The 23,588-nt window shown below is 64.2% G+C and carries 27 protein-coding genes and 1 pseudogene; 10 read left to right on the plus strand and 18 right to left on the minus strand.

Annotated features, from left to right (window positions below; all coding sequences use genetic code 11):
• Window positions 1–78: 78 nt before the first annotated feature.
• The 6 genes from AC1PLR_RS14585 to AC1PLR_RS14610 all read left to right on the plus strand — a co-directional run bounded on the left by AC1PLR_RS14585 (window position 79) and on the right by AC1PLR_RS14610 (window position 6,993).
• Entirely contained in the window at window positions 79–1,923 is a 1,845-nt protein-coding gene (locus AC1PLR_RS14585; RefSeq protein ID WP_481101441.1) for a glycoside hydrolase family 35 protein, read from the plus strand.
• A 961-nt stretch (window positions 1,924–2,884) separates the two neighbouring features.
• Complete coding sequence (locus AC1PLR_RS14590) at window positions 2,885–4,537, plus strand: DUF6119 family protein (RefSeq protein ID WP_481101442.1); 1,653 nt, start codon at window positions 2,885–2,887, stop codon at window positions 4,535–4,537.
• A 321-nt stretch (window positions 4,538–4,858) separates the two neighbouring features.
• Window positions 4,859–5,209 (plus strand): SymE family type I addiction module toxin, encoded by a 351-nt coding sequence (locus AC1PLR_RS14595; RefSeq protein ID WP_481101443.1) that lies wholly within the window; start codon window positions 4,859–4,861, stop codon window positions 5,207–5,209.
• A gap of 361 nt (window positions 5,210–5,570) precedes the next feature.
• The gene (locus AC1PLR_RS14600; protein ID WP_481101444.1) at window positions 5,571–6,101 is read left to right on the plus strand and encodes a hypothetical protein; all 531 of its coding nucleotides are present in this window, start codon (window positions 5,571–5,573) and stop codon (window positions 6,099–6,101) included.
• Window positions 6,102–6,220: 119 nt separating this feature from the next.
• Window positions 6,221–6,577 (plus strand): hypothetical protein, encoded by a 357-nt coding sequence (locus tag AC1PLR_RS14605; protein WP_481101445.1) that lies wholly within the window; start codon window positions 6,221–6,223, stop codon window positions 6,575–6,577.
• A 20-nt stretch (window positions 6,578–6,597) separates the two neighbouring features.
• Window positions 6,598–6,993, plus strand: coding sequence for a hypothetical protein (locus AC1PLR_RS14610; protein WP_481101446.1), 396 nt, complete (start codon window positions 6,598–6,600; stop codon window positions 6,991–6,993).
• Between the two features lie 114 nt (window positions 6,994–7,107).
• Here the strand turns inward: AC1PLR_RS14610 and AC1PLR_RS14615 are convergent, their stop codons facing one another.
• On the minus strand, window positions 7,108–7,983 hold the full coding sequence (locus AC1PLR_RS14615) for a hypothetical protein (RefSeq protein WP_481101447.1): 876 nt from the start codon (window positions 7,981–7,983) through the stop codon (window positions 7,108–7,110).
• Between the two features lie 1,010 nt (window positions 7,984–8,993).
• On the opposite strand from AC1PLR_RS14615, the gene AC1PLR_RS14620 reads away from it, so the two are divergent.
• Complete coding sequence (locus AC1PLR_RS14620; RefSeq protein ID WP_481101448.1) at window positions 8,994–9,650, plus strand: tetratricopeptide repeat protein; 657 nt, start codon at window positions 8,994–8,996, stop codon at window positions 9,648–9,650.
• 73 nt (window positions 9,651–9,723) lie between these two features.
• Here the strand turns inward: AC1PLR_RS14620 and AC1PLR_RS14625 are convergent, their stop codons facing one another.
• Window positions 9,724–10,731: a zinc-dependent alcohol dehydrogenase family protein gene (locus tag AC1PLR_RS14625; RefSeq protein WP_481101449.1), complete on the minus strand. Its 1,008-nt coding sequence runs from the start codon at window positions 10,729–10,731 to the stop codon at window positions 9,724–9,726.
• 149 nt (window positions 10,732–10,880) lie between these two features.
• On the opposite strand from AC1PLR_RS14625, the gene AC1PLR_RS14630 reads away from it, so the two are divergent.
• The gene (locus AC1PLR_RS14630) at window positions 10,881–11,267 is read left to right on the plus strand and encodes a winged helix-turn-helix transcriptional regulator (protein WP_481101450.1); all 387 of its coding nucleotides are present in this window, start codon (window positions 10,881–10,883) and stop codon (window positions 11,265–11,267) included.
• A 164-nt stretch (window positions 11,268–11,431) separates the two neighbouring features.
• Here the strand turns inward: AC1PLR_RS14630 and AC1PLR_RS14635 are convergent, their stop codons facing one another.
• From AC1PLR_RS14635 to AC1PLR_RS14655, 5 genes are all read right to left on the minus strand, one after another.
• Complete coding sequence (locus AC1PLR_RS14635) at window positions 11,432–12,289, minus strand: Crp/Fnr family transcriptional regulator (protein WP_481101451.1); 858 nt, start codon at window positions 12,287–12,289, stop codon at window positions 11,432–11,434.
• Window positions 12,290–12,505: 216 nt separating this feature from the next.
• A complete protein-coding gene (locus AC1PLR_RS14640; protein WP_010343221.1) occupies window positions 12,506–12,847 on the minus strand; it encodes a RebB family R body protein in 342 nt (113 codons plus the stop codon).
• 69 nt (window positions 12,848–12,916) lie between these two features.
• A complete protein-coding gene (locus AC1PLR_RS14645) occupies window positions 12,917–13,243 on the minus strand; it encodes a RebB family R body protein (protein ID WP_010343222.1) in 327 nt (108 codons plus the stop codon).
• Window positions 13,244–13,706: 463 nt separating this feature from the next.
• The gene (locus tag AC1PLR_RS14650; RefSeq protein WP_481101452.1) at window positions 13,707–14,279 is read right to left on the minus strand and encodes a hypothetical protein; all 573 of its coding nucleotides are present in this window, start codon (window positions 14,277–14,279) and stop codon (window positions 13,707–13,709) included.
• Window positions 14,280–14,322: 43 nt separating this feature from the next.
• Entirely contained in the window at window positions 14,323–14,772 is a 450-nt protein-coding gene (locus AC1PLR_RS14655) for a hypothetical protein (RefSeq protein WP_244663461.1), read from the minus strand.
• Between the two features lie 7 nt (window positions 14,773–14,779).
• Between AC1PLR_RS14655 and AC1PLR_RS14660 the strand changes: the two genes are divergently transcribed.
• Entirely contained in the window at window positions 14,780–15,202 is a 423-nt protein-coding gene (locus tag AC1PLR_RS14660) for a hypothetical protein (protein WP_481101453.1), read from the plus strand.
• A gap of 52 nt (window positions 15,203–15,254) precedes the next feature.
• Here the strand turns inward: AC1PLR_RS14660 and AC1PLR_RS14665 are convergent, their stop codons facing one another.
• The 5 genes from AC1PLR_RS14665 to AC1PLR_RS14685 all read right to left on the minus strand — a co-directional run bounded on the left by AC1PLR_RS14665 (window position 15,255) and on the right by AC1PLR_RS14685 (window position 18,377).
• The gene (locus AC1PLR_RS14665) at window positions 15,255–15,488 is read right to left on the minus strand and encodes a RebB family R body protein (protein WP_010343225.1); all 234 of its coding nucleotides are present in this window, start codon (window positions 15,486–15,488) and stop codon (window positions 15,255–15,257) included.
• Window positions 15,489–15,647: 159 nt separating this feature from the next.
• Window positions 15,648–16,187 (minus strand): sigma-70 family RNA polymerase sigma factor, encoded by a 540-nt coding sequence (locus AC1PLR_RS14670; RefSeq protein WP_420009293.1) that lies wholly within the window; start codon window positions 16,185–16,187, stop codon window positions 15,648–15,650.
• A 756-nt stretch (window positions 16,188–16,943) separates the two neighbouring features.
• Window positions 16,944–17,315, minus strand: coding sequence for a hypothetical protein (locus AC1PLR_RS14675; protein WP_010343227.1), 372 nt, complete (start codon window positions 17,313–17,315; stop codon window positions 16,944–16,946).
• A gap of 46 nt (window positions 17,316–17,361) precedes the next feature.
• Window positions 17,362–17,685, minus strand: coding sequence for a hypothetical protein (locus AC1PLR_RS14680; RefSeq protein ID WP_420009291.1), 324 nt, complete (start codon window positions 17,683–17,685; stop codon window positions 17,362–17,364).
• A gap of 233 nt (window positions 17,686–17,918) precedes the next feature.
• The gene (locus AC1PLR_RS14685; protein ID WP_481101454.1) at window positions 17,919–18,377 is read right to left on the minus strand and encodes a hypothetical protein; all 459 of its coding nucleotides are present in this window, start codon (window positions 18,375–18,377) and stop codon (window positions 17,919–17,921) included.
• A 235-nt stretch (window positions 18,378–18,612) separates the two neighbouring features.
• Here AC1PLR_RS14685 and AC1PLR_RS14690 point away from each other — a divergent pair, with 235 nt between their 5' ends.
• Window positions 18,613–19,701, plus strand: a complete 1,089-nt coding sequence (locus AC1PLR_RS14690) for a sialidase family protein (protein WP_481101455.1) — start codon at window positions 18,613–18,615, stop codon at window positions 19,699–19,701.
• Between the two features lie 167 nt (window positions 19,702–19,868).
• Here the strand turns inward: AC1PLR_RS14690 and AC1PLR_RS14695 are convergent, their stop codons facing one another.
• From AC1PLR_RS14695 to AC1PLR_RS14720, 6 genes and pseudogenes are all read right to left on the minus strand, one after another.
• Window positions 19,869–20,588, minus strand: coding sequence for a copper homeostasis protein CutC (locus tag AC1PLR_RS14695; protein WP_481103608.1), 720 nt, complete (start codon window positions 20,586–20,588; stop codon window positions 19,869–19,871).
• 14 nt (window positions 20,589–20,602) lie between these two features.
• Window positions 20,603–21,667 (minus strand): glycosylasparaginase, encoded by a 1,065-nt coding sequence (locus AC1PLR_RS14700; RefSeq protein WP_481101456.1) that lies wholly within the window; start codon window positions 21,665–21,667, stop codon window positions 20,603–20,605.
• A 92-nt stretch (window positions 21,668–21,759) separates the two neighbouring features.
• Window positions 21,760–22,143 carry an ankyrin repeat domain-containing protein gene (locus AC1PLR_RS14705; protein WP_481101457.1) on the minus strand — a complete coding sequence of 128 codons (384 nt, stop codon included), beginning with the start codon at window positions 22,141–22,143 and terminating at the stop codon, window positions 21,760–21,762.
• A gap of 58 nt (window positions 22,144–22,201) precedes the next feature.
• Entirely contained in the window at window positions 22,202–22,570 is a 369-nt protein-coding gene (locus AC1PLR_RS14710) for a hypothetical protein (RefSeq protein WP_481101458.1), read from the minus strand.
• Between the two features lie 78 nt (window positions 22,571–22,648).
• Window positions 22,649–23,185, minus strand: coding sequence for a tetratricopeptide repeat protein (locus tag AC1PLR_RS14715; protein ID WP_481101459.1), 537 nt, complete (start codon window positions 23,183–23,185; stop codon window positions 22,649–22,651).
• A 56-nt stretch (window positions 23,186–23,241) separates the two neighbouring features.
• Window positions 23,242–23,493 (minus strand): annotated as a pseudogene (locus tag AC1PLR_RS14720) (N(4)-(beta-N-acetylglucosaminyl)-L-asparaginase); the annotation flags it as partial.
• Between the last annotated feature and the right edge of the window lie 95 nt (window positions 23,494–23,588).

The raw sequence follows: 23,588 nt of genomic DNA on the forward strand, positions 1-23,588 counted from the left end.
CCTTCCCCGGAACGCCCGGTCGCGGCTGAAGCCGCTCCTACAGGTAAAGCCCGAACTCGCTACCGGAAGAAACCCCACATGCTGCGCCGCTCCCTGTCCGCCCTTGCCCTGTCGCTCCTGCTGTCGCTCCCGGCAGCCGCGCAGCCGACTCCAACCACCGCCTGGCCCGCCTTCGCCACCCAGGGCGATCACTTCATCCGCGACGGCAAGCCGTACCAGGTCATTTCCGGCGCCATCCACTTCCAGCGCATCCCGCGCGCCTACTGGAAGGACCGCCTGCAGAAAGCGCGTGCGATGGGCCTGAACACGGTGGAGACCTACGTGTTCTGGAACCTGGTGGAACCGCACCAGGGCCAGTTCGACTTCAGCGGCAACAACGACATCGCCGCCTTCGTCGACGAAGCCGCCGCGCAAGGTCTCAACGTGATCCTGCGCCCCGGCCCGTACGTGTGCGCCGAGTGGGAAGCCGGCGGCTACCCCGCGTGGCTGTTCGCCGAACCCGGCATGCGCGTACGCAGCCAGGACCCGCGCTTCCTCGCCGCCAGCCAGGCCTACCTCGACGCGCTCGCCGCCCAGGTCAAGCCGCGGCTCAACGGCAACGGCGGCCCGATCGTCGCCGTGCAGGTGGAAAACGAATACGGCTCCTACGGCGACGACCACGCCTACATGCGCCGCAACCGCGCCATGTTCGTCCAGGCCGGCTTCGACAAGGCCCTGCTGTTCACCGCCGACGGCCCCGACGTGCTCGCCAACGGCACCCTGCCCGACACCCTGGCCGTGGTGAACTTCGCCCCCGGCGATGCCAAGAACGCCTTCGAGACCCTGGCCAAGTTCCGCCCCGGGCAACCGCAGATGGTCGGCGAATACTGGGCCGGCTGGTTCGACCAATGGGGCGAGAAGCACGCGGCCACCGATGCCACCAAGCAGGCCAGCGAATTCGAATGGATCCTGCGCCAGGGCCACTCCGCCAACCTCTACATGTTCGTCGGCGGCACCAGTTTCGGCTTCATGAATGGCGCCAACTTCCAGAAGAACCCCAGCGACCACTACGCCCCGCAGACCACCAGCTACGACTACGACGCCGTGCTCGACGAAGCCGGCCGCCCCACGCCCAAGTTCACCCTGTTCCGCGACGCCATCCAGCGCGTCACCGGCGTCGCCCCGCCGGCGCTACCCACGCCGATCCGCTTCGCCGAACTGCCCGCGACGCCGCTACGCGAATCCGCCTCGCTGTGGGACAACCTGCCCGCCCCGGCCGCCACCACCGACACCCCGCAGCCGATGGAGCGCTACGGCCAGGCCTACGGCTACATCCTCTACCGCACCACCGTCACCGGCCCGCGCAAGGGCAGCCTGTACCTGGGCGAGGTACGCGACTACGCCCGCGTCTACGTCGACCGCACACTGGCCGGCAGCGCCGAGCGCCGCCTGCAGCAAGTGGCCGTGGACGTGGACATCCCCGCCGGCCCCCACACCCTCGACGTGCTGGTGGAGAACACCGGCCGCATCAACTACGGCGCCCACCTCCCTGACGGCCACGCCGGCCTGGTCGACCCCGTGCTGCTCGACGGCAAGCAACTCACCGGCTGGCAGACCTTCCCCCTGCCGATGGACGACCCGAGCAAGCTCACCGGCTGGACCACCGCCAAGGTCGACGGCCCCGCTTTCCACCGCGGCACGGTGAAGATCGGCACGCCTGCCGATACCTTCCTGGACATGCGTGCCTTCGGCAAAGGGTTTGCCTGGGCCAATGGCCACAACTTGGGAAGGCACTGGAAGATTGGGCCGCAGCGGGCGTTGTATTTTCCGGCGCCTTGGCAGCGGAAGGGCGGGAATAGTGTGATTGTGTTTGATCTGGATAGCTCGGCGGATGCCAGCGTGCGCGGGGTTAAGGGGCAGGTTTGGAGTACGCCCAGTAACTGACTTCTCCACGAAGCGCGCCTTCCGGTAAATCCGGATGGCGCGGGATCAAACGACTTGTCTACAAATTGAGGCCGCCGGCGGTTACGCCGAGCGGCCTTTAACTTGTGACGGTCGTCAACAAGTGATAGCGTCGGTCTGGTGCGGGGATGCACTGGGAATGGCCGTGGGGTTAGACACGGGGATCAAGCGGCTTGGGGACTGGCGAAAGATCGAATTTGGCATGCATGCTACTTCGAGAGGTAGCGGTATTGGCTCGCCACACGTAGGTTTTACACGCTACTTTGTAGCCAAATGGTGCTGGACCAGAGGAGAGTGTGCATGGCAATTAAAAAGATCCATCCACCCAAGCCCCCGAAGCCGCCCGATCGGCTACAGAACATGAAAACGCTCAAGCCTCTGGGCAAGAACAAGTGGGTTCGTGCTCACTGGCGCTGGGACTACTCGACCTACAAGTGGGAATGGGTCCTTGGCCACTGGAGCAAATAAGACGAGCGACCCATCATGATACGAGAGCATACGGTTCAAGTGTGGAATCAACCGCAGCTTGTCACTGTGCATCAAAAAACAAAGTCCGTCTGGATTGCCGTCGGCAAATACATGGGCGGTCAGGTAGAAGTAAAAGGTCGCACCGAAAGTCAGGCCATTAGCAACTGGCGTGAAGCGGCTAAGTACAGAGGCGGCTAGCTCAAACTGAGACATCAGCGGCAGCAGGAAAGGGGTTACGCATCAGGTCCGCATATTGCCCGCGCAAGGCACCCAAATCGACTGATAAGTGAACCTGACCCCGATAGTCATGGACCCTGATAGTCATGTCGATGACATAAAGTAGTTTGCGCACTCGGCAACTGGGGCAATCGCTATATGACTCCTATACGCAGGAATGGCTCGACCAACGATGGTTCGCCGGATCGGCAACCATTCCAATCTGCGCCTAGTTGAAAGCAGTTTCCAAAGGAAGGATATGAACAACTATACGGCATACTTGTTACGCGAGAACATAAAAAACGACAAGGACGCAATCGCCGCCGATGTTGCCGGCATTCCGGTGGTCGATGGTGAATCTCATTACGGAACCCTCTTCGTTAAGCCCACTGCACCCCGAGAACCGAAGTGGTCGCACCTTTTTATACCTTTTGTCGATAGAAAAAAACTCGGGCATGTACAGTCATCGGCGGCGGTGCTCATTGTACCGGTAGACAAACGCCTTTTTGCCGTAACGTTTGGACAAGGAAGGCACCTACTTAAACCTGAGGCCTTCGAAGAGCGCTTCGGCTTGCTCGTTACGTTGAATTCTGTAAAGCAAGATGCTCTTCGGAGCGTAGATAAGCGCACCTTCGTCGATGACCAGAACAGCCGTGTTCAAACCAGCCAGGCCTCTGCCGCACTGGAGTTTGGCATTGACATTGAACGGGACCTAATCCGGGGCATCGTGGGATATCCCGATGTACCTGAACTTGGGCGCCGTCTATCCGGGTCAGATGCCCTTAACTTCACCTGCAAGGCGGAAGTTCCAGAGTTGAGAAAGCAGCTGCGCCGCTATTTCCGGGCTTATTCCTCTACCGACTATAAAGAAAAGTTCCCTTGGGTCGATCAGGTCCGCCAGCTTAGATCCAAAGGGCAGCGCGCAGTCGAGTTGGATGGACTCTTGGTAGACAAGCTCAGGCTTGCCTGGAAGCAAGGTGGGCTGGTGGATGGCTGCTGGCTCGCTATTCCCGATGTAGTGGACTGGGGGCGCATTGCAGGATTCAAATTCACCCGTAAGAAGAACGAGGGCATGTCCTCGGATCTTAACTTGCCTAGTCTTGTGCATGCATTCCCCAACGAGGAGCCAAGCATTGATTTTCTGCGAGCCCATCAAGCCTTCGCGGTGGATGAAGAGCAGTGGCCTTTGGAGAACTGGCAGATCTACCGATGCATCCACTGCGAACTGGAGTATGACGGGAAATGCTATGTGCTCTCGGCAGGTAACTGGTTCGAGGTCCATGACGATTTTGCTACCAGCATTGAAGAGTTCTATAAGGACATCGCCCAGTTTCCCATCGCACTGCCCGTCTACAATCATGATAACGAGGGGGCTTACAACCAAGCCTTGGTAGCTGAAAGCAATGGAGCGTGGTGTTTGATGGATCGCAAGCTCCTAAATGTTGGCGGAGTGCACGACAAGGTCGAATTTTGCGATGTATATGGGAACAACACGCTCTTGCATATCAAGCATTATGGCAGCTCCAGTGTGCTAGGACATCTGTTCAACCAGGGGCTGGTGTCTGCGGAGCTGCTCAAATCAGAAAAAGCCTTTGTGCAACTGGCCAATGAGAAGCTGGAGCCGGCGCATGCGTTGGATCTTTCGGATGAGGTTCCACGTAACGTGGCCGCCTACAGGGTGGTATTTGGCGTGATAAGCCAATCGAAGGCACCAGGGTTGCACCTGCCTTTCTTTGCCAAGGTCGTGCTCAAAACCGTATGCACACGCATTCTGGAGCGGGGATTTGGCGAAGTCATGCTCGCCAAAATCGACGTAGATCAGGACAAGGTGAAGGTTAAGAAGTTGCCGCCTGCCAAGAAGCCAGTCAAGCGTGGGCAAAGGATGTTTCAGACTAGACCTCGATCACTCTAGTTAACGATCGATACGGGATCAGATTCACTTACAAAGCGCATCTTCGCGCCACAGTCCATATCAGTTGACATCCCCAAAAACCAGTAGCACCATCCCCTCTAAGGAGCGTAGAAACTCCTCTCATAGCGGCACCCACCTCCGTCAAACCGGTGGGTTTTTTGTGCCTGTTCGCAGGCACACTCCGACGCGCTGTCTGCGTCGGGAGGGCGGCGAATACAACACCCTTCGGGGAAATAAGCCCGCCGTCTATGAGCGGTTTCTAACCTCCCGACATCCCGTCGCCGTTCGGCGCGGGTTCCTGTCTGCCAAGGAGGCTGTGCCATGCGTCAACCGTCACCCCGCCCCGCCGCTCCCTGCAAGCGCAAGTCGCACAAGCATCGCCACTGCCCGCAGTGGACGATCGTCGAGTCGTCGCCCATCCCCATGCTGACGCCCGAACAGGTCGCTGCCGCCAACGCCGCCGATCTTGCCCGCGCCTCGCGCCCGCCTCGCCGCCCACGCCCGCCACAGCAGTGCACCGTCGGCTGCGGCCACTCCGCCAACGGCAAGCGCACGCCCGCGCTGCGCCTGGGCGGCCGCTGGATGGAAGAACTGGGCTTCACCATCGGCAGTACGCTGCGCGTGCAGGTGCGCGACGGCGAACTGGTGGTGAGCGTGGCAGGCAAGGACTGACACGGCGGTCGCCCACGGAAAACGGGGGCAGAGTGCACCTGCCCTCTTCTACTTCGATCTGACTTTCCATGGCCGGCCCATGCGTGCAGCGCCAGCTCGACGGCCAAGCTAGCGTTCAATCGCCTCTCGAAAACGGTCGTTGCCCAGCGCGTGTTGCCGCTGCAAGTTGAGGCGGATGGCCGCTGTCTCGTCCGGGTCGATCGCATCCAGCACGAAGCGCCAATGGTCTGCGCGCTGGCCGGTCGGCGACGGCAGGGTTCAAGCTGGACCTCCCTCTGTAAACTTGTGGACAGCCCGGCCATTCACGTGACCGTCCTAGGGCCGCCGCCCTAAAGCACCACACTCACATCGCAGCCACCACATGATCGCGCTCCTGCTTCCCCTGATGGTGCTCGCCGCCCTCGGCTTCGTCCTCAGCCTCATCGTCCACGTGATGGCGCTTGCCGGGTATGTGCCGCCAGGCGGCGAGGCCGTGTTCGCCATGCACTTCGGCGTCTTCATCGTCTGGTTGCCGACCGTGCTGCTTTCCCTGCGGCTCAACCACACCCTGAAATCCCGTCATAGCTGGAAGCGCTCGCTGGCGGGATCTCCACGCTGGATGCGCTACGCCACCTACGGCCTGTTCGCCTACGCCGTCGTGAACTTCTTGATCGTCGCCCACCTCACGGGCAACCAACCGAAAGCGCCAGGCGTGACACCCACCCTGCTGCGCGGGTTCTCCGGGCACTGGATGTTTTTCTATGGCATGGCCTTCTCGATGCTGTATTCCGTGCACCGCAAGCCGTGGCTGCTCAGCGTCGCCAAGTGCCCGTCGGGCCACCACGTGAACCACGCGGATCGCTTCTGCTCGTCCTGCGGTGCCACACTTCCACAGCGCGATGCAGGGGTCTGATTGCGCGCCCGGGCCAGCAGCCTCCACGCGATGACACCAGGGCATTGCAGGCTGTCGCGCGCCTGATGTCGCCAGGCCCTAGACTTCGACCAGCACATCTGCATCCGGACAGGACATCCATGCACCTCACGCCCCAACAGTTGAACGAACTCTATCCCTATCTCTTCGGCTTCTGGGCCGCGATCGGGCTTGTGGCGCTGGCGTTCTTCACCTTCAACAAGAATGCGCCGCTGAAGCGACGTGTGTTCATTGTTGGCAGCATCGCCACCGATGTGATGCTGCTGGTCTTCTTCTGGGTGGCTGACGCGCCGCCTCTTTTCCTCGCCGCTGCCGTCTGCTTCATGGCATACGGGCTCTGGCAGACCATTCACTTGATACGCTTCTGCGACGCCTGTGCCGCGCTCAACGCCCCACAAGGCCATCGGCAGGCGCGCACGGAATGCCGGAAGTGTGGCGCCGCACTGGCGAAACCATGACGACACACGGCGCGACTCCCATGACGATCCTGAAAGCCGTCATCTGCTTCGCCCTGCTGTCGCCGATCGGCGCTCAGGCCGGCACGCCGCATCCCAAGCTCCCGAAGAACGCGAGCGCGGCCATCGCCGCCGTCCATCGGGCAGCGGCGCACCGCGATCTGCAGTCCCTTCGCGAGCTGATGGTGCAGGAGTTCGTCTGGAGCTTCGGTGGGGACGGCGATGCCGACCAGGCCATCCAGAGCTGGCGCACATTGCCATCCGAGTTGCGCACGCTTGCCCGGCTCACGGCGCACGCATGCGGGTATGTCGACAAGAACCTGATTCAATGCCCGACGCACTCCGGTATCGACTACCGCGCAGGCTTCTCCAAGACGGACCAGGGCTGGCGCATGGTCTACTTCGTGGCGGGCGACTAGCCCGTCAGGCCGCGCCGGCGCGGCTCCGTGGCGGAACTTACGCAACCACCAGGTACGCACAATACCGCCATCCCCGCTTTGCGAAGGCGGAATCCCATCACTTGGATGGGGCGGTCATTTCCGACCAAGCAGAGAATCTATGCGCGCTATGTTCCTATCCAAGCGCTCCCCCTCTCCCTTGGGCAACAGGTCATTGCGAACCAACTGCTCGTAGTTCGAGGCACAGGCACCATTCAAGCAAGCCCCTTCAATGACCGCCGATCCAGCACCACACTCCGCGCCCATCCGACACGCGACGATTCCCCAGGCATATGCGGATGTCTCATCCCCAGCGAGGGCCTCAAACGGACCCAGTTCTGCGTCGGACGACTGAGTCGACAGCAGATCCGCAAGTTCGAACATCGCTTCGGCATCTCGCCTCTCGACCGTCGCCTGCACCAGATCCGCGACACTCTCCCTTGCCTCGCCCGCATATCTCACATGAAATCTTATTTTTGCAGCCAGATTTCCTGAAGCCGCAGATGCCTTCAACCATTCCTTTTGCGCATCAAGCGGAATGGGAGAACCACCTTCAACCAACGCGCAGTCGTCTGCAATGCGCCTGGCAGTTGCCTTCATGGCGGCTGCAGCCTTGGCTGCCTGAAGTGCCATGGCATCCACGCTGGAGAGATACTGCTGCCGAGACATGCTGACGGAGAAGCAGCGATCGTACATCCGGGACAGCTCCAATTGAGCCGCTGCATCCCCACGCAACGCCTTATCCTTTACTGCTTCAAACCTGGACAGATATTCCGCCGATCGCGATCTTGCGACACCGGATTCGACATGGACACTGTCGCTTGGCGTTCCCCTGGGTTGGACTTCAGAGGGAATTGGCACCTCATCACCGCTGAGATCGCCAACCCGTTTCTCGCCTCCGACAACACCACGCACCATCAGCCCTGCGATGAGGGCGACAATGACCAGAGAAACGGGAAGGTACTTTTTCACGCCACCCCCAGATATAGCGCGTAACGGCAGGAACACTGAGGATGGCGCTAAGCGCTGCCGTCACCAGACATCCGTGACGCCCAAGCCCCGTTGCGCGTGAAGCCTACCCCCCCCGAGCAGCGTTCTCGGCACCCACGGGATCGGCTCCGGCCTGCAGTCCTCACCGCTGCCGGTATCGGATAGGCCGCCAGGCCGCCGTCCAGAACCTTCCAGCGCTGCGCTCCCTGGCCCGGGCTTGGATGCCATGCCGCCGCCGAGCATGCCGGCGCAAGTTTCGTTCTGCGAACTGTGGCAAACTCGGCGCAGGTGGCAGTGCTGGGGAGCACGGTCGCATCATCCACCAACGGTTCGTCCGCTCACGGCCAACAATTCATTCAAACCGACGTCGCTTTGCAACGCGGCTTCATTCAAGCCTTAGCCAACAAGGGGGAATTATGGCTACTTGCGGTACGTGTCGCGCAACAATCCTGTTTGGCGGCCAGGAACACGCCGGCATGCGCTTTTGCAATGCAAAGTGTGCATCGCAAGGCCGTGTGGCCATGGTGGCAAAGCACGTTCCGAGCGAAGCAGCGCACAGCTTGGCGTCCGAGATCCACAAGGGTTCCTGCCCCAAGTGTTCCGGCGCCGGGCCAGTGGATATCCGTGCGGCGCACAGCATCTGGTCCGCTGTATATCTAACCCAATGGCGCAGTACCAATCACATCGTGTGCCGCCGCTGCGGAGTGAAGCAGCAAGCGCTCGCCGCTTTGACGAGCGCTGTGTTTGGCTGGTGGGGTTTCCCATGGGGCCTGATAATGACCCCTGTCCAGATCGGCAAGAACATCGCTGGCATGGCGGGCTCCCATGATCCGTCCAGGCCATCGCTTGAGCTGATCCATCACGCGCGCTTGATGCTTGCAAGCCGGGCGCTCGCGACCGGCGAGTTAGTCGGCTAACACTTCCTCCAAGCCGACGCCGCGTCGCGGCGCGGCCTCACTCCGGTGCTGGGCCGAACTCGGATACGAGCCTATATGATCAAGAAATCTCAAATCCATAGCGCAATTCTCACCTTTGCGCTTCTTCTGGCATTCCCTATCCAAGCTATAGCAAGCGACCTCCTGGATGGAATTCGCGCCTATGACAGTGGAAGCTACAAAGCTGCTCTAGGGATACTCAAGCCCCTCGCAGATGCTGGCGACCCATCGGCGCAATACACGCTGGGGCTGATTTATCACCATGGCATCGAAGTCGAACAAGATTACCCTCAATCCTTCAGATGGCTTTTACTTGCCGCAAAAAAGGATGTCCCTCAAGCGGCGTACTTAATTGCGGTCATGTACGCACATGGCCAAGGCGTTGGTTCAGACCCAAAAACCGCGATACAATGGTATGAGCGCGCAGGAAAGCATGGCTATGCGGCCGCTTTCCATAACCTTGGCGTTCAATATGCTCAAGGCCGTGGGACCGGTGTCGATTACGTCACGTCACTCGCCTACCTGATCGTTGCCGCAGAGTTAGGGTCATCTTCAGCCGTCCCAAAACGAGACACACTTCTCGATGCACTGAGTTCTGGTGAAATTGCCGCTGCAAAAGCCAAAGCACAGTTGATTTCTTCATCGATAGTGCCTGCCGTGGCGATACCACTCCCGAGAGAACGGCAGCTTTCAACAATCAAAGCAGGGGACTGAACGGTTCGTCCTAACACCTCGTTCAAGCCCCGGCCGTTTCGCAGCCACGACTGACCGCCCAAGCAACTACGTTCTAGATCGACAAGCACAGCTTCCCAAAATGCTTCCCCGCCGCCTGGTGCGCAAACGCATCGGCGATGTCTTTCAGCGCGAAGGTCTGGTCGACCACCGGCTTGATGCCGGTTACGTCGAGGGCGCGGACCATGTCGCGCTGATGGCTGCGGCTGCCGACGATCAGGCCCTGCAGGGTCTGGTGGCGTTGCATCAGCGCCACGGTCGGCACCTGGCCGGCAATGCCGGTCAGCACGCCGATCAGGGCGATATGGCCGCCGATGCGGCAGGCGCGGATGGACTGGCCCAGCGTGTCCGGTCCGCCCACTTCGATCACCACATCGACGCCGCGGCCGTTGGTGTAGTCGAGCACCTTGGCCGCCCAGTCGGTGTCGCGGCGATAGTTGATGGTGAAATCGGCACCCAACGCCTGCGCACGTGCGAGCTTTTCGTCGGAGGACGAGGTGGCGATCACGCTGGCGCCCATGTGCTTGGCGAACTGCAGGGCGAAGATCGACACGCCGCCGGTGCCGAGCACCAGCACGGTGTCGCCGGCCTTCAGGTGCGTGTCCACCACCAGTGCGCGCCAGGCGGTGAGCCCCGCGGTCGTCAACGTTGCCGCTTCGGCGTGGCTGTAGCCGCGCGGGGCGTGCGTGAACCAGTGCGCAGGACGAACAACGTATTCGCGTGCATAGCCGTCGACGCCATCGCCGGGCACGGTGGCGAAATCGGCGATGGTCGGGCCGCCATCCAGCCAGGTCGGGAAGAAGGTCGAGACGACCGCGTCGCCCACGGCGAACTCGTCCACGCCCTCGCCCACCGCCTCGACCACGCCGGCGCCATCGGACATCGGGATGCGGCCGTCGGCGCTGGGCATGCGCCCGGTCACCACGCCCAGGTCGTGGAAGTTGAGCGAGCTGGCATGCACGCGCACGCGGAGTTCGCCGGCGCCCGGCTGGCCGGGATCGGGCAGATCGACGAGGCGGAGGTTCTCGAGGCCAGCGGGCTGGCGCAGGGTGATGGCTTTCATGGGCACGACATCCTTGGGGGAAAGTGGCGAGAGGCAGCGCCGCATCGGTTGCAGCGAAGCCCCGTTGCAGGCATTGTCGGGACGCACTTCCTGCATCGCAAGAACGTACAATTTTCGCAGGTACTATCAATTTTGTAGGTACAACGACCATGCGTCTGAAACGTCTGGATGGCAAGAGCGGCTGCGCGGTCGAAGTCACGCTTTCGGTGATTGGCGGGGTGTGGAAGCCGGTGATCCTGTTCCACCTGCTCTCCGGCAAGAAGCGCTTCATGGAACTGACGCGCCTGATTCCCAATGCCACGCAGCGCATGCTGACCCTGCAGTTGCGCGAACTCGAGGAGGACGGCGTCATCGTGCGCCACGTCTATCCGCAGGTGCCGCCCAAGGTCGAATATGCGCTGACGCCACTGGGCCACTCCCTCGCGCCGGTGCTGATCAGCCTGCGCGAATGGGGCGAGGCGTATCGCAGCAGCGAACTGTCGCGCGCACCGGCCGCAGCACCGGACTGCGTTGGTCGCGAGACAGTGGCGAGTTGATGGTCGCGTAAGCGCTTCCCTGGAACGGGTCGAGCACTGGTGTCGGTGCCTTTGGTATCGCATCACCCGACGCCGCTCGGGTCTGCACCGCATTGCGATCTCAGGCGTCGCGTACGGCGAACGCGCGGCAGGCATTCGATCCCGCCATCGGTTGAGTGGTGGCCTCAGTCGGCGCGGCGATCGGTCCACGGCGGACAGGCGGCACGCGCCGGCGTGTCCTCGCCGTCCGACACCGACATCGCTGCCGCGCCCTGCAGGCTGGCCTTGGCATACAGCGCGCCGAGGTCGTGGACGCGCAACAGGTGGCGGCGTCGGCTGACCAGGCCGCTGCGGACCCAGCGCTGCAGTTGCGCATTGAGTTTGGAGCGGCTGGCGTTGAGCATCGCCGCCAGGATGCTCTGGTTCGGCGGGAGCGCGACCGTGTCGCCGCCGCCCGCATGCGGCGCCTGCAGTTCGAGTTGATGCAGCACGTAGCGCGCCAGGCGCACTTCCAGGCGGTGCAGGCAGATGCTTTCCAGGCTGTCCAGGGTCTGCCGCAGGCGCAGACGCAGCAGCGCATCGATCCGCTGCTGGAACAGCGGCACCGTCATCAGCGCGGCGAAATGGCGGCGCGCGAGTTTCAGCACGCAACTCGGGCCGAAGGCGATGGCGGTGAAGCTTCGCCCATGCTGTTCCAGCAAGGCCTGCTCGTCGACCAGCCCGCCCGGCTCGATGGTGCCGACGATCAACTCCTGCCCATCGGGTCCGTACAGCACCTTGTACAGGCGCCCCTGCACCACCACCGCGATGAAACTGCTGGGATCGTGCTTGAAGAACAGCACGCTTCCCGCGTCCAGGGCGCATTCGCTGGCGTGCGCGAGCAGGTAATCGAGCGCCGACGCGGGCATGCCCTGGAACACGGCCGAGCGCTCCAGCAACGGGCGATGGCGGGCACCGGCCGCATCCGCGGGCGGGGCGTCGCTGGCGTCGGCCGGCAGGATGCGGTCGGCGCGCTGCAAATCGGCGATTGCAGGAAGGTCCATAGTTCCCCTTCCCTGGGCGCAGGGGGCGTGGCGCCAGGGCCTCGAACGCACCCTGTCGCGGCAGGCAGCCAAGGCGCGTGCCGTTCGAGTGCAGTGGGTCATCAAAGGGCGGCAATGGCCGCGTGGTGATGGCGTCGCTCCGGCCCGTGTCGGGACCGGAGCGACGCGTCCAGCCGGACGGCGCCGCGCAGCCGCGTGACGTCGTGCCTTGCGGGCTTAGCCCTTGCTGTAGGGAGAACCCTGGAACGCCTGCAGCACGGTCAGCAGGCTGGTCAGGTTGTCCGACACGCCGGTCTGGGCGATCTTCTCCGACGCGCCCGCGGCCGCGGTGGTGTCCAGGCTGTACACCTGCATGACGCCCTGGTTGTTCGCCGCCTGCGCCAGCGTGTTCTGCTGCTGCTGCGCGGCGACCGCGTTCTCGTACAGGATGCCGCTGGAGTGCGCCAGGCTCTGGTAGATCGAGCCCATCGCGAAGGCCGGCGCTTCGCCGATGACCTTGACGTTGGACTGGGTGACGGCGTCGGTGATCTGGTTGTTGACTGCGGTGGGATAGGCCATGGAACGGTCCTCGTTAGGAAGGGAGTTGCATGGCTAGCGCCGCCTCGCGGCGGCGTTAGCGCGCGTGGCTTACGACTGCTTGAACGCGTTGAGCACGGTCAGCAGGCTGGTGAGGTTGTCGGACACGCCGGTCTGCGCGACCTTCTCGGTGGCGCCGGCGGCGGCGGTGGAGTCGAGGCTGTAGATCTGCATGACGCCCTGGTTGGCCGCAGCCTGCGCCAGGGTGTTCTGCTGCTGCTGCGCGGAGACGGCGTTCTCGAACAGGATGCCGGTCGAGTGCGCCATGCTCTGGTAGATCGACGCCATCGCAAAGGCCGGCGCCTCGCCGATGACCTTCACGTTGGACTGGGTGACCGCATCGGTGATCTGGTCGTTGACCGCGGTGGGAAATGCCATGTGTTCGCTCCTGGTTGGGGTACGGCCCACGCCGTACGATCTCTGAAAACGGGACAGTGCAGAACCTGTGAAACCCGGTGCGGCGTTTGTCTCGCCGGCGTCGTCGCGATGTGCGCGCGACGCAGGAACATCGACCGCGATACGCCGCGACCTCGACCGATGCGTGTTGCAATCACTGCGGTGCAGGCCACCTTGCTGCCTCCGCCACCGTGCAGTGCGATTCACCCGTACCGCAGTCGAACGGACGATGGCCGAGCGACCTGACACCGACTGCGTCACCGATGGTGCGCAGCTGCGTGCGCTGCCGGGACGTGGCGCCAGGGCCTGGCGAAGCCCGCACGGTGCAGCCGACGCCTGCCACACGCGCCACACGCCATGCCTACGTTCGTGCGCAGCAGACACGCGCACACGGCGCACGCCTCCGCGTGGAATACGCGAAGGCGCCGCCGTGCAGCGGAACGGCTCAGCCAGCCGGCGGCGGCGATGGCGCGTGCGGCTCCGCAGCCGGCGCGGCCGGCGTGGCCGCGATGAGCCCCTGCGCACGCGCCGCCTCCACCACCGCCTGCATCTGCTGGGCCAGGCTGCCGAACTCACGCTCGAAGCACGCGCGCACTTCGGCCTGCACGAGATTGGCCAGGCGATCGGCGATCTGCGACATCACCAATTGATTGCTGCCGCCCTCGCCGCTCTGCGGCGGCCGCAACTGGCCCGGCCGCAGCTGATCCAGCGAATTGGCCGACTGGACCGCCCTGAGCACCGCCGCTTCGCTGGCTGCGGTGGCGCCGTTCAGGTCGCCGCGGGTGTTCTGCATCTTCTGCATCATCTGCTGGATCAGGCCCTGCACCCGCTGGCGCTCGGCATCGATCAGCGACGGCGAAGTGCCGACTGTTTCGGCGGCAGGCACTGCCGGCGGTGCGGACGTTTCCGACGCGAAGCGCCGCAGTTGCTCTTCCTCGGCGCCGACCAGTGGACGGCCCAGCCATTTCTCGGCGAACTGGCGCAGCGTGGCGAAATCGGATGCTTGGTTGTCTTGCATGGTGCTCCCCTGTGCGTGTGGTGAAACCGGTGGTGCGAACGCCCTAGGTAGACGCGGACTTGCGGCCGCGCATCAGGTCCGCGTACTTGGCGATGCTCTGGTCGATCTTGTCGATGGCGAAGCCGGCGGACTCGGCCTCCAACGCGCCGGCAGCGGCCGCCACCGCTGCGGCGGCCCCGACCAGCACATCGGTGGCCAGCACGCCCAGCGCATCCTCGGCGGCCTGCTCCATCTTGTTCTCGGCCAGGTTCTCGGTCATCTGCTTGAGCAGCACGCCCTGGCTGGCCAAGGCCATCTTGCTGACGCCGTCGAAGTACACCGCCGCCGATTGCGCGATCAGGCCCGAGGCCTGGCTGATCAGCATGTTCGAGCCGACCACGATCTGCGACGGCGCGTAGGCCATGGTCTCGGCATTGCTGAGCTGCACGGCCTGCACGATCTTGCTGTTGAGCGCATCGCTGGCCGGGCTGGCCGCCGAGGCCTGCGCGAGCATGTGCGTATTGAGCGTCCTCAACATGGACGGCGCTGGTGGTGGCGGTGGCGGCGGCGAGACCGCGGCCGCAGGCGATGCCGTGGGCGGCGCGGCGCCATCGCCACCTGCCGCTGGTGCGGCGTCGGCGCTGGACTCGGCTGTGCTGCTGGGCGCGGCGGCGTCTGCGCCAGCAGCGGCCGGCGCGCTGTCGCTCGCCGGCGCTGTGGCGGACGGGTCGCTCGCCGCGGTCGCAGTGGGTGCTGCCGTGTCACGCACCGCAGCCGAGGGCGCTGCCGATGCGTCGGTCGTCGCCGGTACCGCCGCAGGCGCGTCCGGCGTCTGCGCCGCAGCCGCGGCCGATGCCGGCGCCGTTGCCGCGCTGGCCGGCGCCGCGGCCGTCGGGGATCCCGGGGGTTTCTTGCTTGCGAAAGGCCACATGCCACTCTCCTGATGGATGGATCGGTGCCCGCCTCAGCCGCCGCGGCGCGGGCCACGGCGCTGCATCACTTCTCGCCGATCGCCATGATCAGCGCCACCGCCTTGGACACCACGGCGTTGGAGACCTGGTTCAGCGCCTGCTGGCTGTGCACCGCGTTCTGCAACGCCAGCCCGGTGGAGTGGCTGGAGACCTGGTACAGCGAGGCGATCGCCTGGGCGGGCGCCTCGGCCACCACCTTGACGTTGGTCTGGGTGACCGCGTCGGTGATCTGCGAATTGACGAGCGTGTTGTCTGCCATGAGCCTGGTTCCTTGGTGAGTCGCCTGCCGGGGAGGCGCCGCGACGGGGATGGCCGGTGCCACGCCCCGCCGCGGCGCCCGCGATGCCGCGGCCCTGGACGGCCCGGCGTGGAGGGAAAACGCCGCCGTGGGCGGCTTGTGAAACAGCAGCCGACGCGCTCATTCGGCCACCATCGCCAGCCGCAGCCGCTTGCGCAGCAGTTCCACGCGCTTGCGCGCCAGCGGCTGGTTGATGCTCAACAGGTTGGCGATGGCCGGATACGGCAGTTCCTCGACGAAGCGATAGGCGAACAGGCGGCGCTGCTCCCGACTCAGCGCCGCCACCGCCGCCACCACGCGCTCCATCTGCTCCTCCAGCTCGGCGCGTTGCAGGGCGGTCATTGCTTGATCGGCCACGGCGTCCACTTCCTTAGCCTCGGATGGGCGGTCCAGCGGTTCGCCGCCGCCGCGGCGCCGCCGCACCAGGTCCAGGAACACGTGGCGCAGCACCACGAACAGGAATCCCTGCGGGTCGGTCATCGCCTCCGGCGAGCGGCGCATGAACAGCAGCGCCTTCACCGCGGTATCCGACAGCAGATCCTCGGCCGCGTCCGCACGCCCGTTGGCCAGCCGCAGCGCGCGCCGCCGCAGGTCCGGCAGCGTCGCGCGCCAGGCGCGGGTGAACATCTCGTCGGCCTCCACGAATCGCTTGGCGGTCACGCCTGCCTTTTCCTTTTCCTTTGCCATCTCCATCGCATGCTCCGAAATCCGGTTGTGCGACGAGTCTCTGTGGCGGTCGGCGGCAATAGCTGTTCCCTGGGTGACAACCGCGGGCGCGATGTACGCGCAGCCGCACGGCGTGTGGCGTGCGCACGCGCTTTGTCTACGCCTGCATACGGCTGAAGCGACGGCGCTGCGGTTATGTGGGCCAGTCGCGCAAAAAAATGGGCCCGCTTCACGGACAGCGGGCCCAAATCGTGTCTTGCGAGCGGCTCAGCGCAGCAGCTTGATCAGCGCCTCCAGCACCTTCTGGTCGCTCAGCCCAGCCGAGCGTGCAGGCGCGCCTGCGACTGCGGCGGCGCGGCGCGTGCGTCCCACGACGGCGCCAAGGCCACCGCGACGCAGGCCAGGGTCACGCACACACCCTGGCGCAGGCGCGCCCGCCACCGCAGTCGCCTGCGCAGCCCGATCGATGCAGAACGCAATCTCGATCCAACCTCACCGTTAGACATGGCGTTACTCCACGATGGATGAAGCCCTGGTTCCGCACCGCCACAGTGGCGCAGCGGGCAGATCGCGATGCCTGGCGGTCTTCGCGAGCGCCGACACGGCACGCAATGAACAGCACAAGGGAAACCGAGTTGGGCGCGGCGAAGACCAGCTCTCCGCCGATACGCGGCCTAGCGCGGACCTGGCGAATGCGACAAACGTGACATCCCAGCAGGCACCGACGCATTCGCTCAACGCGCCGAGGCGCTATTTCGGCTTCCGATCCGGGAATCTGGCGATCGCGGCGGCCAATGCGTCCATCGCCGGATCGCCTTCGTGCACCTGGATAAACGGATTCCGGCTTCTGTGGCGAATATCGCCCTGATAGAACTCGGCCGCATACTCCTGGTTATCCGACTGGAGATTGTAGATGGCGTAATCGCGCGCATAGCGGACCTTGTTGCGCCCGATATTGTCGCGGTGCGGATGATCCTGGGTGATCCGCCCGAACTCGAACATCTTCTTCCCCAACAGCGCGTCGGAAAATACCTTGGCGAAATACACAGTCGGCGCATTGTTCAGCGCGCCGGTGTAGCCGATGATGTTGCCGCGGATGTAGAAATCGTCTTCGTAAGCCATGGTCATGCTCCCGTGAATGGAACGGAGTGGATACAACCCGCCGACCTCATCTGCCGCGGGGCAGCCGCGATAGCCAGATCAACGCCAGCAGGCGTGGGTCGTTCAGTACGCCGCGCAGCGCAGCGTCGCTATCGCCCCGGCGTGGCGACAGCATTTCCATCGTGAGTCCTTCTTCATTCCGCAGACCCCCGTTGCCACTCGGCGTCGTCTGCGTCCGAAACAGCGTGATGACGCATGGGCCGCTGCCGTCGGCCACGGGTTCATCGCTCCAGCCATTGCCATCGTCCCAAAGCGGATCGCCTTCGCCCGTCCCGAAACGGCCGCCCTCCTGGCAGGCGGTGCCTGCCGAAAACATCCCATCGCCGTTCATTTGCTTACGCTCCTGTTAGATGACAGCGCCCGCACTGCACGGGCACCGCTGCTGCGCCGTCAATGCGCCGGCAGCCTTCACGCCCGGACAGCGGCATCCGCTACGTCGCCGCTGCCGGTTGCCGATGGCGATGTTGCGTACGCCAGAAACGCCATCGGCCGCTCCCGTCAAGAACGGTGCAGCCGATGGCGTGTGAACTGCGATGGGCGCCGCCGTGGGCAGCGGCGTGCGGATCAAGGCGTCACGGAAGCGCCCACGTTGAACAACTGGAACGCGCGGATATGCGCCGCATCCACGCTGGACAGGATGTTCAGGCGCACGCGCGAGGCGGTGACCGCGGGGAAGTGATCGATCTTCATATGGCCGCTCGCCTGCGCCTGCGCTCGGCGCCGTAGCGCGCCAGCGCCTGGCCCATTCCTCCGGCCACTTCTCATCGGCCTCAGGCAGCAGGCCGCGCTTGTCCGGGACGACGCCCAGCCAGCTGGCCTCCGCGGCCGACGCTGTCTTCCCAGATCTGCACCAGGCTCGTCGACGCTCTTCAGCGTCTGATCGCTGTTCGGGTGCCAGAACCACTGCAGCCTGCGCAGCGGCGTGTCCACCTCGACCGAGCGCCAGCGCAGGTCGCCGTGGCGATCGATGGTGTTCCAGTTCTCGCCCTCGATCACCCCCGCCGCGTTGCCGACCCAGCGCACGTCGCCGTACTCGAACAGCGTGGTGTCGGCGAAGACTCGGCGAGCAGCGGCGGTGCGGCCAGCACGGTCAGGCCGAATGCGGCCAGCGGGCGGAGCGGAGAGAGTGGAGTGTCCGGAATTGCGATTCCGCGCAATCGTCGGTCGGGCAGACAGGCGGCGCTACCGGTGGTGTCAGCACATGGTATTTAATTGATGATAAATAGGTATCCTCATTTGCAGGCCAGGACCGTACCACATGATGTCGCCTTCGCTGTTCCCGTTGCTGTCGCTGTTCGCGGTGCGCGCCATCGCTGGTCCGGCCGCCGTCGCCCCACCGCAGGTGCCGCCCTCGCCCATCGTCTACAGCGAATTCGTCAACGCGCAGGCGCCGACCGCGCAGTGCCACGCCTCCACCCTGGTGGAAACCCGCGACGGCCTGCTCGCGGCCTGGTTCGGCGGCCGCCACGAGGGTGCCGACGACGTCGCCATCTGGGTCGCGCGTCGCGACGCGCGCGGCTGGCAACCGGCGCAGCGGGTGGCCGACGGCGCGCAGCCGCAGGGCAAGCCGTTGCCGACCTGGAATCCGGTGCTGTTCCAGCCTGCGCAAGGGCCGCTGCGGCTGTTCTACAAGGTGGGTCCGGACCCGAAGCGCTGGTGGGGCATGCAGACCACGTCCAGCGACGGCGGCAACCACTGGTCCACCCCCGAGCGCCTGCCCGACGGCATCCTCGGCCCGATCAAGAACAAGCCGGTGCAGCTCCCCGACGGCCGCATCCTCAGCCCCAGCAGCAGCGAAGACGCCGGCTGGGTGGCGCACATGGAATGGTCCGACGACAACGGCGCGCACTGGACCCGCGGCCCGGCGATGAACGACCCGGCCAGGATCGGCGCGATCCAGCCCAGCGTGCTGCTGCACAAGGACGGCCGCCTGCAGGCGGTGGGCCGCAGCCAGCAGAACCACGTGTTCAGCACCTGGTCGCGCGACAACGGCCGCACCTGGGAACCGATGACCCTGCTCGACCTGGCCAATCCCAATTCCGGCACCGACGCCGTGGTGCTGGCCGACGGCCGCTCGCTGCTGGTCTACAACCCGACCGAGGCCGGCAAGGACTGGTGGGACGGCCGCGGCGTGCTCGCCGTTGCGCTGTCCGACGACGGTCAGCACTGGACCCGCGTGCTGACCCTGGAAGACAGCCCCAAGGACGAGTTCTCCTATCCCGCGGTGATCCAGACCCGCGACGGCCAGGTGCACATCAGCTACACCTGGAAGCGCACGCGCATCAAGCACGTGGTGCTGGATCCGAAGCGCTTGACCAGCAAGCTCGCAGCGGGCGCGTCACGTTGACCGCGCTACGGTCGCGCGCCGCGCACCACCCATCAGCGGTGGTCTGCGCGGTGGAGCCTCCCCCAAACCGCCGCCCCGCGTAGGAGCGGCTTCAGCCGCGACACGCGAATCTCGTCACCATCCGCCGCACCGCTGCGATCCGATGCTCGCCACGCATCGGCGACGCCCTACTCCGCCAGCAAGGCCACCATCCGCCGCACCCGCGCCACATCGGTCTGCATGCGGTCGCCGCCGAGGCTGCGCACATGCGGATGCGGCGACGTCGCCCGCGACGCCAGCGGCCCACGCGCCGAGCCATGGAACTCGCGCGCCCCGGTGCGCGCACGCAGCTGCGCCAGGTTGGCTTCGGTGACGCCAGATCCCGGCATCACGCTCAGGCGCGCACCGGCCTGCTGCACCAGCTCGGCGATCAGGTCGGCACCCTCTTCCGCGGTCTCGCGCGCACCGGAGGTCAGCACCCGCTCGCAGCCCAGCGCGATCACGTCTTCCAACGCGCGCCGGGGATCGGCACTGACATCGAAGGCGCGATGGAAGGTGACGCCGAGCGGCCCGGCCGCGGCGATCAGCTCGCGCATCGTCGCCGTGTCCACCTCGCCGTCCGCGGTCAGCGCGCCGAGCACCACGCCGTCGCAGCCCAGGCGCACGCACTGCTCCACGTCGCGACGCATCGCCTCCACTTCCGCCAGGTCGAACACGAAATCGCCGACCCGCGGACGGATCAACACATACAGCGGGATGCGCAACCGATCGCGCACCGCCGCCAGCGTGCCGAATGACGGCGTCAGCCCACCGCCATCCAGGCCGCCGCACAATTCCACCCGCATCGCCCCGCCATCCTGCGCGGCCAGCGCCGAGCCGATCGCATCGGCCGCCACTTCCAGGCCCATCGGCACGCTCGCGCTCATGCCGCCGGCGCCGCGAAATGGCTCTGCCCGGGCAGCAGCAGATCCTGCCGCTGCGCATCGCAGACCGCATAGCTGAAACCGGGCTGGATCGCGAACGCACCGACCTCGCCGCGCTTGTTCATCGCCAGGAACCCCACCTGCAGATCGCGGGTGAGTTCCGGCTTGCGTCGCACGATGCGCATCACCACCTCGCGGCAGGCCTCGGCCGGACTCTTGCCCTGCCGCATCATCTCCACCACCGCGAAACTGCCGACGTTGCGGATCACCTCCTCGCCGACGCCGGTGGAGGTCGCCCCGCCCACCTCGTTGTCGACGTAAAGACCGGCACCGATGATCGGACTGTCGCCGACCCGCCCGTGCATCTTCCAGGCCATGCCGCTGGTGGTGCAGGCCCCGGACAGATTGCCGTGCGCATCCAGCGCCAGCATGCCGATGGTGTCGTGATTGTCCTTGCCGCCGGGCAGCGTGCCGCGGCGATAGGCACGGTTCTCGATATTGGCCTCGGGCGCGTAGTGGGAGGTCTTCAGCCACTCCTTCCACGCCTGTTCCGACTCAGGGGTGAGCAGCTTGGTGCGCTCGAACCCCTGCGCCAGCGCGAACTGCAGCGCGCCATCGCCGACCAGCATCACATGTGGCGTCTTCTCCATCACCCTCCGCGCCACCGAGATCGCATGCACGATGTCCTCCAGCGCCGCGACCGACCCGCAGCCGCCGGTGTGATCCATGATGCAGGCATCCAGCGTGACCCGCCCATCGCGGTCGGGATAGCCGCCCAACCCCACCGTGTGATTGTCCGGATCCGCCTCCGGCACCCGCACCCCGGCCTCCACCGCATCCAGCGCCGCGCCTCCGCGCGACAGCACCTGCCATGCCGCCTGGTTCGCGGCGACGCCGAAGTCCCAGGTGGAGATCACCCGTGCTGCGCCGTGTGGCAAGGGGCCGACGCCGGCCTTGGCTTGCGCCTTGGCCACGGCGGCGTGTGCGCCAGGAAGCACACCGCCCAACCCGGCGGCCAGGGCGCCGAAGGCGGCGGTTTTCAGGAAGTGGCGGCGTTGCGGCATGGGAGGCTCCGGTGTTGGGAGGGCGAGCGTGAGGGGGCGCGTGGCCTTACATCATGCGGCAGAGCGGGATGGGATTGAATGGGCTGCTGGTGTCAGGGAGTAGCTTGGCCCGCTCGCTCCTGCAGGATTGCGTGGAAGCAGGCTTGGCCTTTCATCAGACGCAAGGGCGTGTCCCCATAGTCGTCCTGTAAGTTGATATCGGCGCCATGCCTCAAAAGAAGCTTCGCAACCTCAGGATGGCCCCATCTGACAGCATAGTGAAGAGGCGAAGAACCAATACCGCCTTTGATGTCGATGTTTTTTACGAACGGGATAAAAAGCTCTACCACCTTAAGATCACCATCCATTGCCGCGATGTGCAACGGCGTATCGCCATCCATCCCGGGACTCTCAGGCCCGCTTACCTCGCAATCCTCGAACATTGCCAGTTGCCTGAAAGCGGAAAGCGCAGCCTCCAAATCATACGAGCCATTCATTTACTACACCCACATTCATAACTAAAAGGTTTCCATTGCTCAATGTAGCGCCCGATGATCAGTACTCATCCATCGAAACGATGATGGTCCGCGCATAGCCCTCAAAATCAAGATAGAGATGCGCTGGCCGTGGATGCCTGGAGAGTTGGCCGATGAGGCCGGCAAGCTGACGGGCAGCATCCTCGCCGATGCGCCAGATGACCCCAGCAGGAGAATCGCTCGCTGTTGACGCGCACGATGAGTCGTGTGCCTGCAACGTAATCTTGACCCCCTCACATTCGGGCACCATTGAGGACACAAGCGTATCGTCTGGACATGCGCCCCATGCGTCCACGGCTTCACTCAGCGCCTGCATATCACCGGATTTCCCCGTGATAATCAGCACATCTTCACCCCTAAAATCGTCACGAAATTCAATACGCAGCACAAGGATTCCCGCGAGCCATTCGCATCAAAATATTCAGCATGAAACTAGAAAAAACACTCTGGCGCCACCCCACCAAAATCACTGAATTTCCCGAGATGCCGCACCACCCAAGCTCCTTCTTATTAGCAACCCAGGAAAACGATCGCTAATTTCAGGAAAAATTCCTTCTGCCTCTACATTTCCAGCATCTAGAAGCTCCTGCATTAACCTCAAGCCAGCAGCAGTATCCTTAGCCACACCGACACCACCCAAGAGGGCAATTGCATAATGAAGCCTCGCAGAGTCACTACCGTTCTCGGCAGCCGCCTTATACCAATATGCAGCCTGGCTATCGGACTGACCAACCAAATCACCATTGGCATAACACACAGCAAAAGCATACATGGCAGGAGCGAAGCCCAGTTCTGCCGACCTCGCCAAAAATTTTAGACTTCTTACTTCAAAATCATTATCGCTTTCATCAGCAGAGGAGCTAAAGGTTGAACATAAAAATAGAGCCTCTGGACTCTCCTTTACCTCGAGCTTAGCGAGCTTTTCATAAGCGCCAGCATAGTCGCCACGCTCAATAAGGCACTTGGCGTCCGCCAGCAGTAATTGTTCAGAATCCTTATCCATGCGAAATAATCCTAGCCCCTTTGGGTACAGTACAACGACATTGAGGATTCCAAGCTTACGCACACCCCAGACTCCACCGCATCCAGCGCCTCGCCGCCGCGCGACAGCACCTGCCATGCCGCCTAGTTCGCGGCGACGCCGAAGTCCCAAGTCGAGATCACCCTTGCCGCGCACTTTGGCAGGGGGCCGACGCCGGCCTTGGCTTGCGCCTTGGCCACGGCGGCGCACGCGCCCGGCAACACACCGCCCAACCCGGCGGCCAGGGCGCCGAAGGCGGCGGTTTTCAGGAAGTGGCGGCGTTGCGGCATGGGAGGCTCCGGCGTTGGGAAGAAGCGCGGGACGGTGCGCGCTAGCCTTACATCATGCGGCAGAGTGGGATGGGGATTGAATGGCCTTCTTGGCG

It is taken from the genome of Xanthomonas sp. NCPPB 3570 (genome assembly GCF_056725115.1).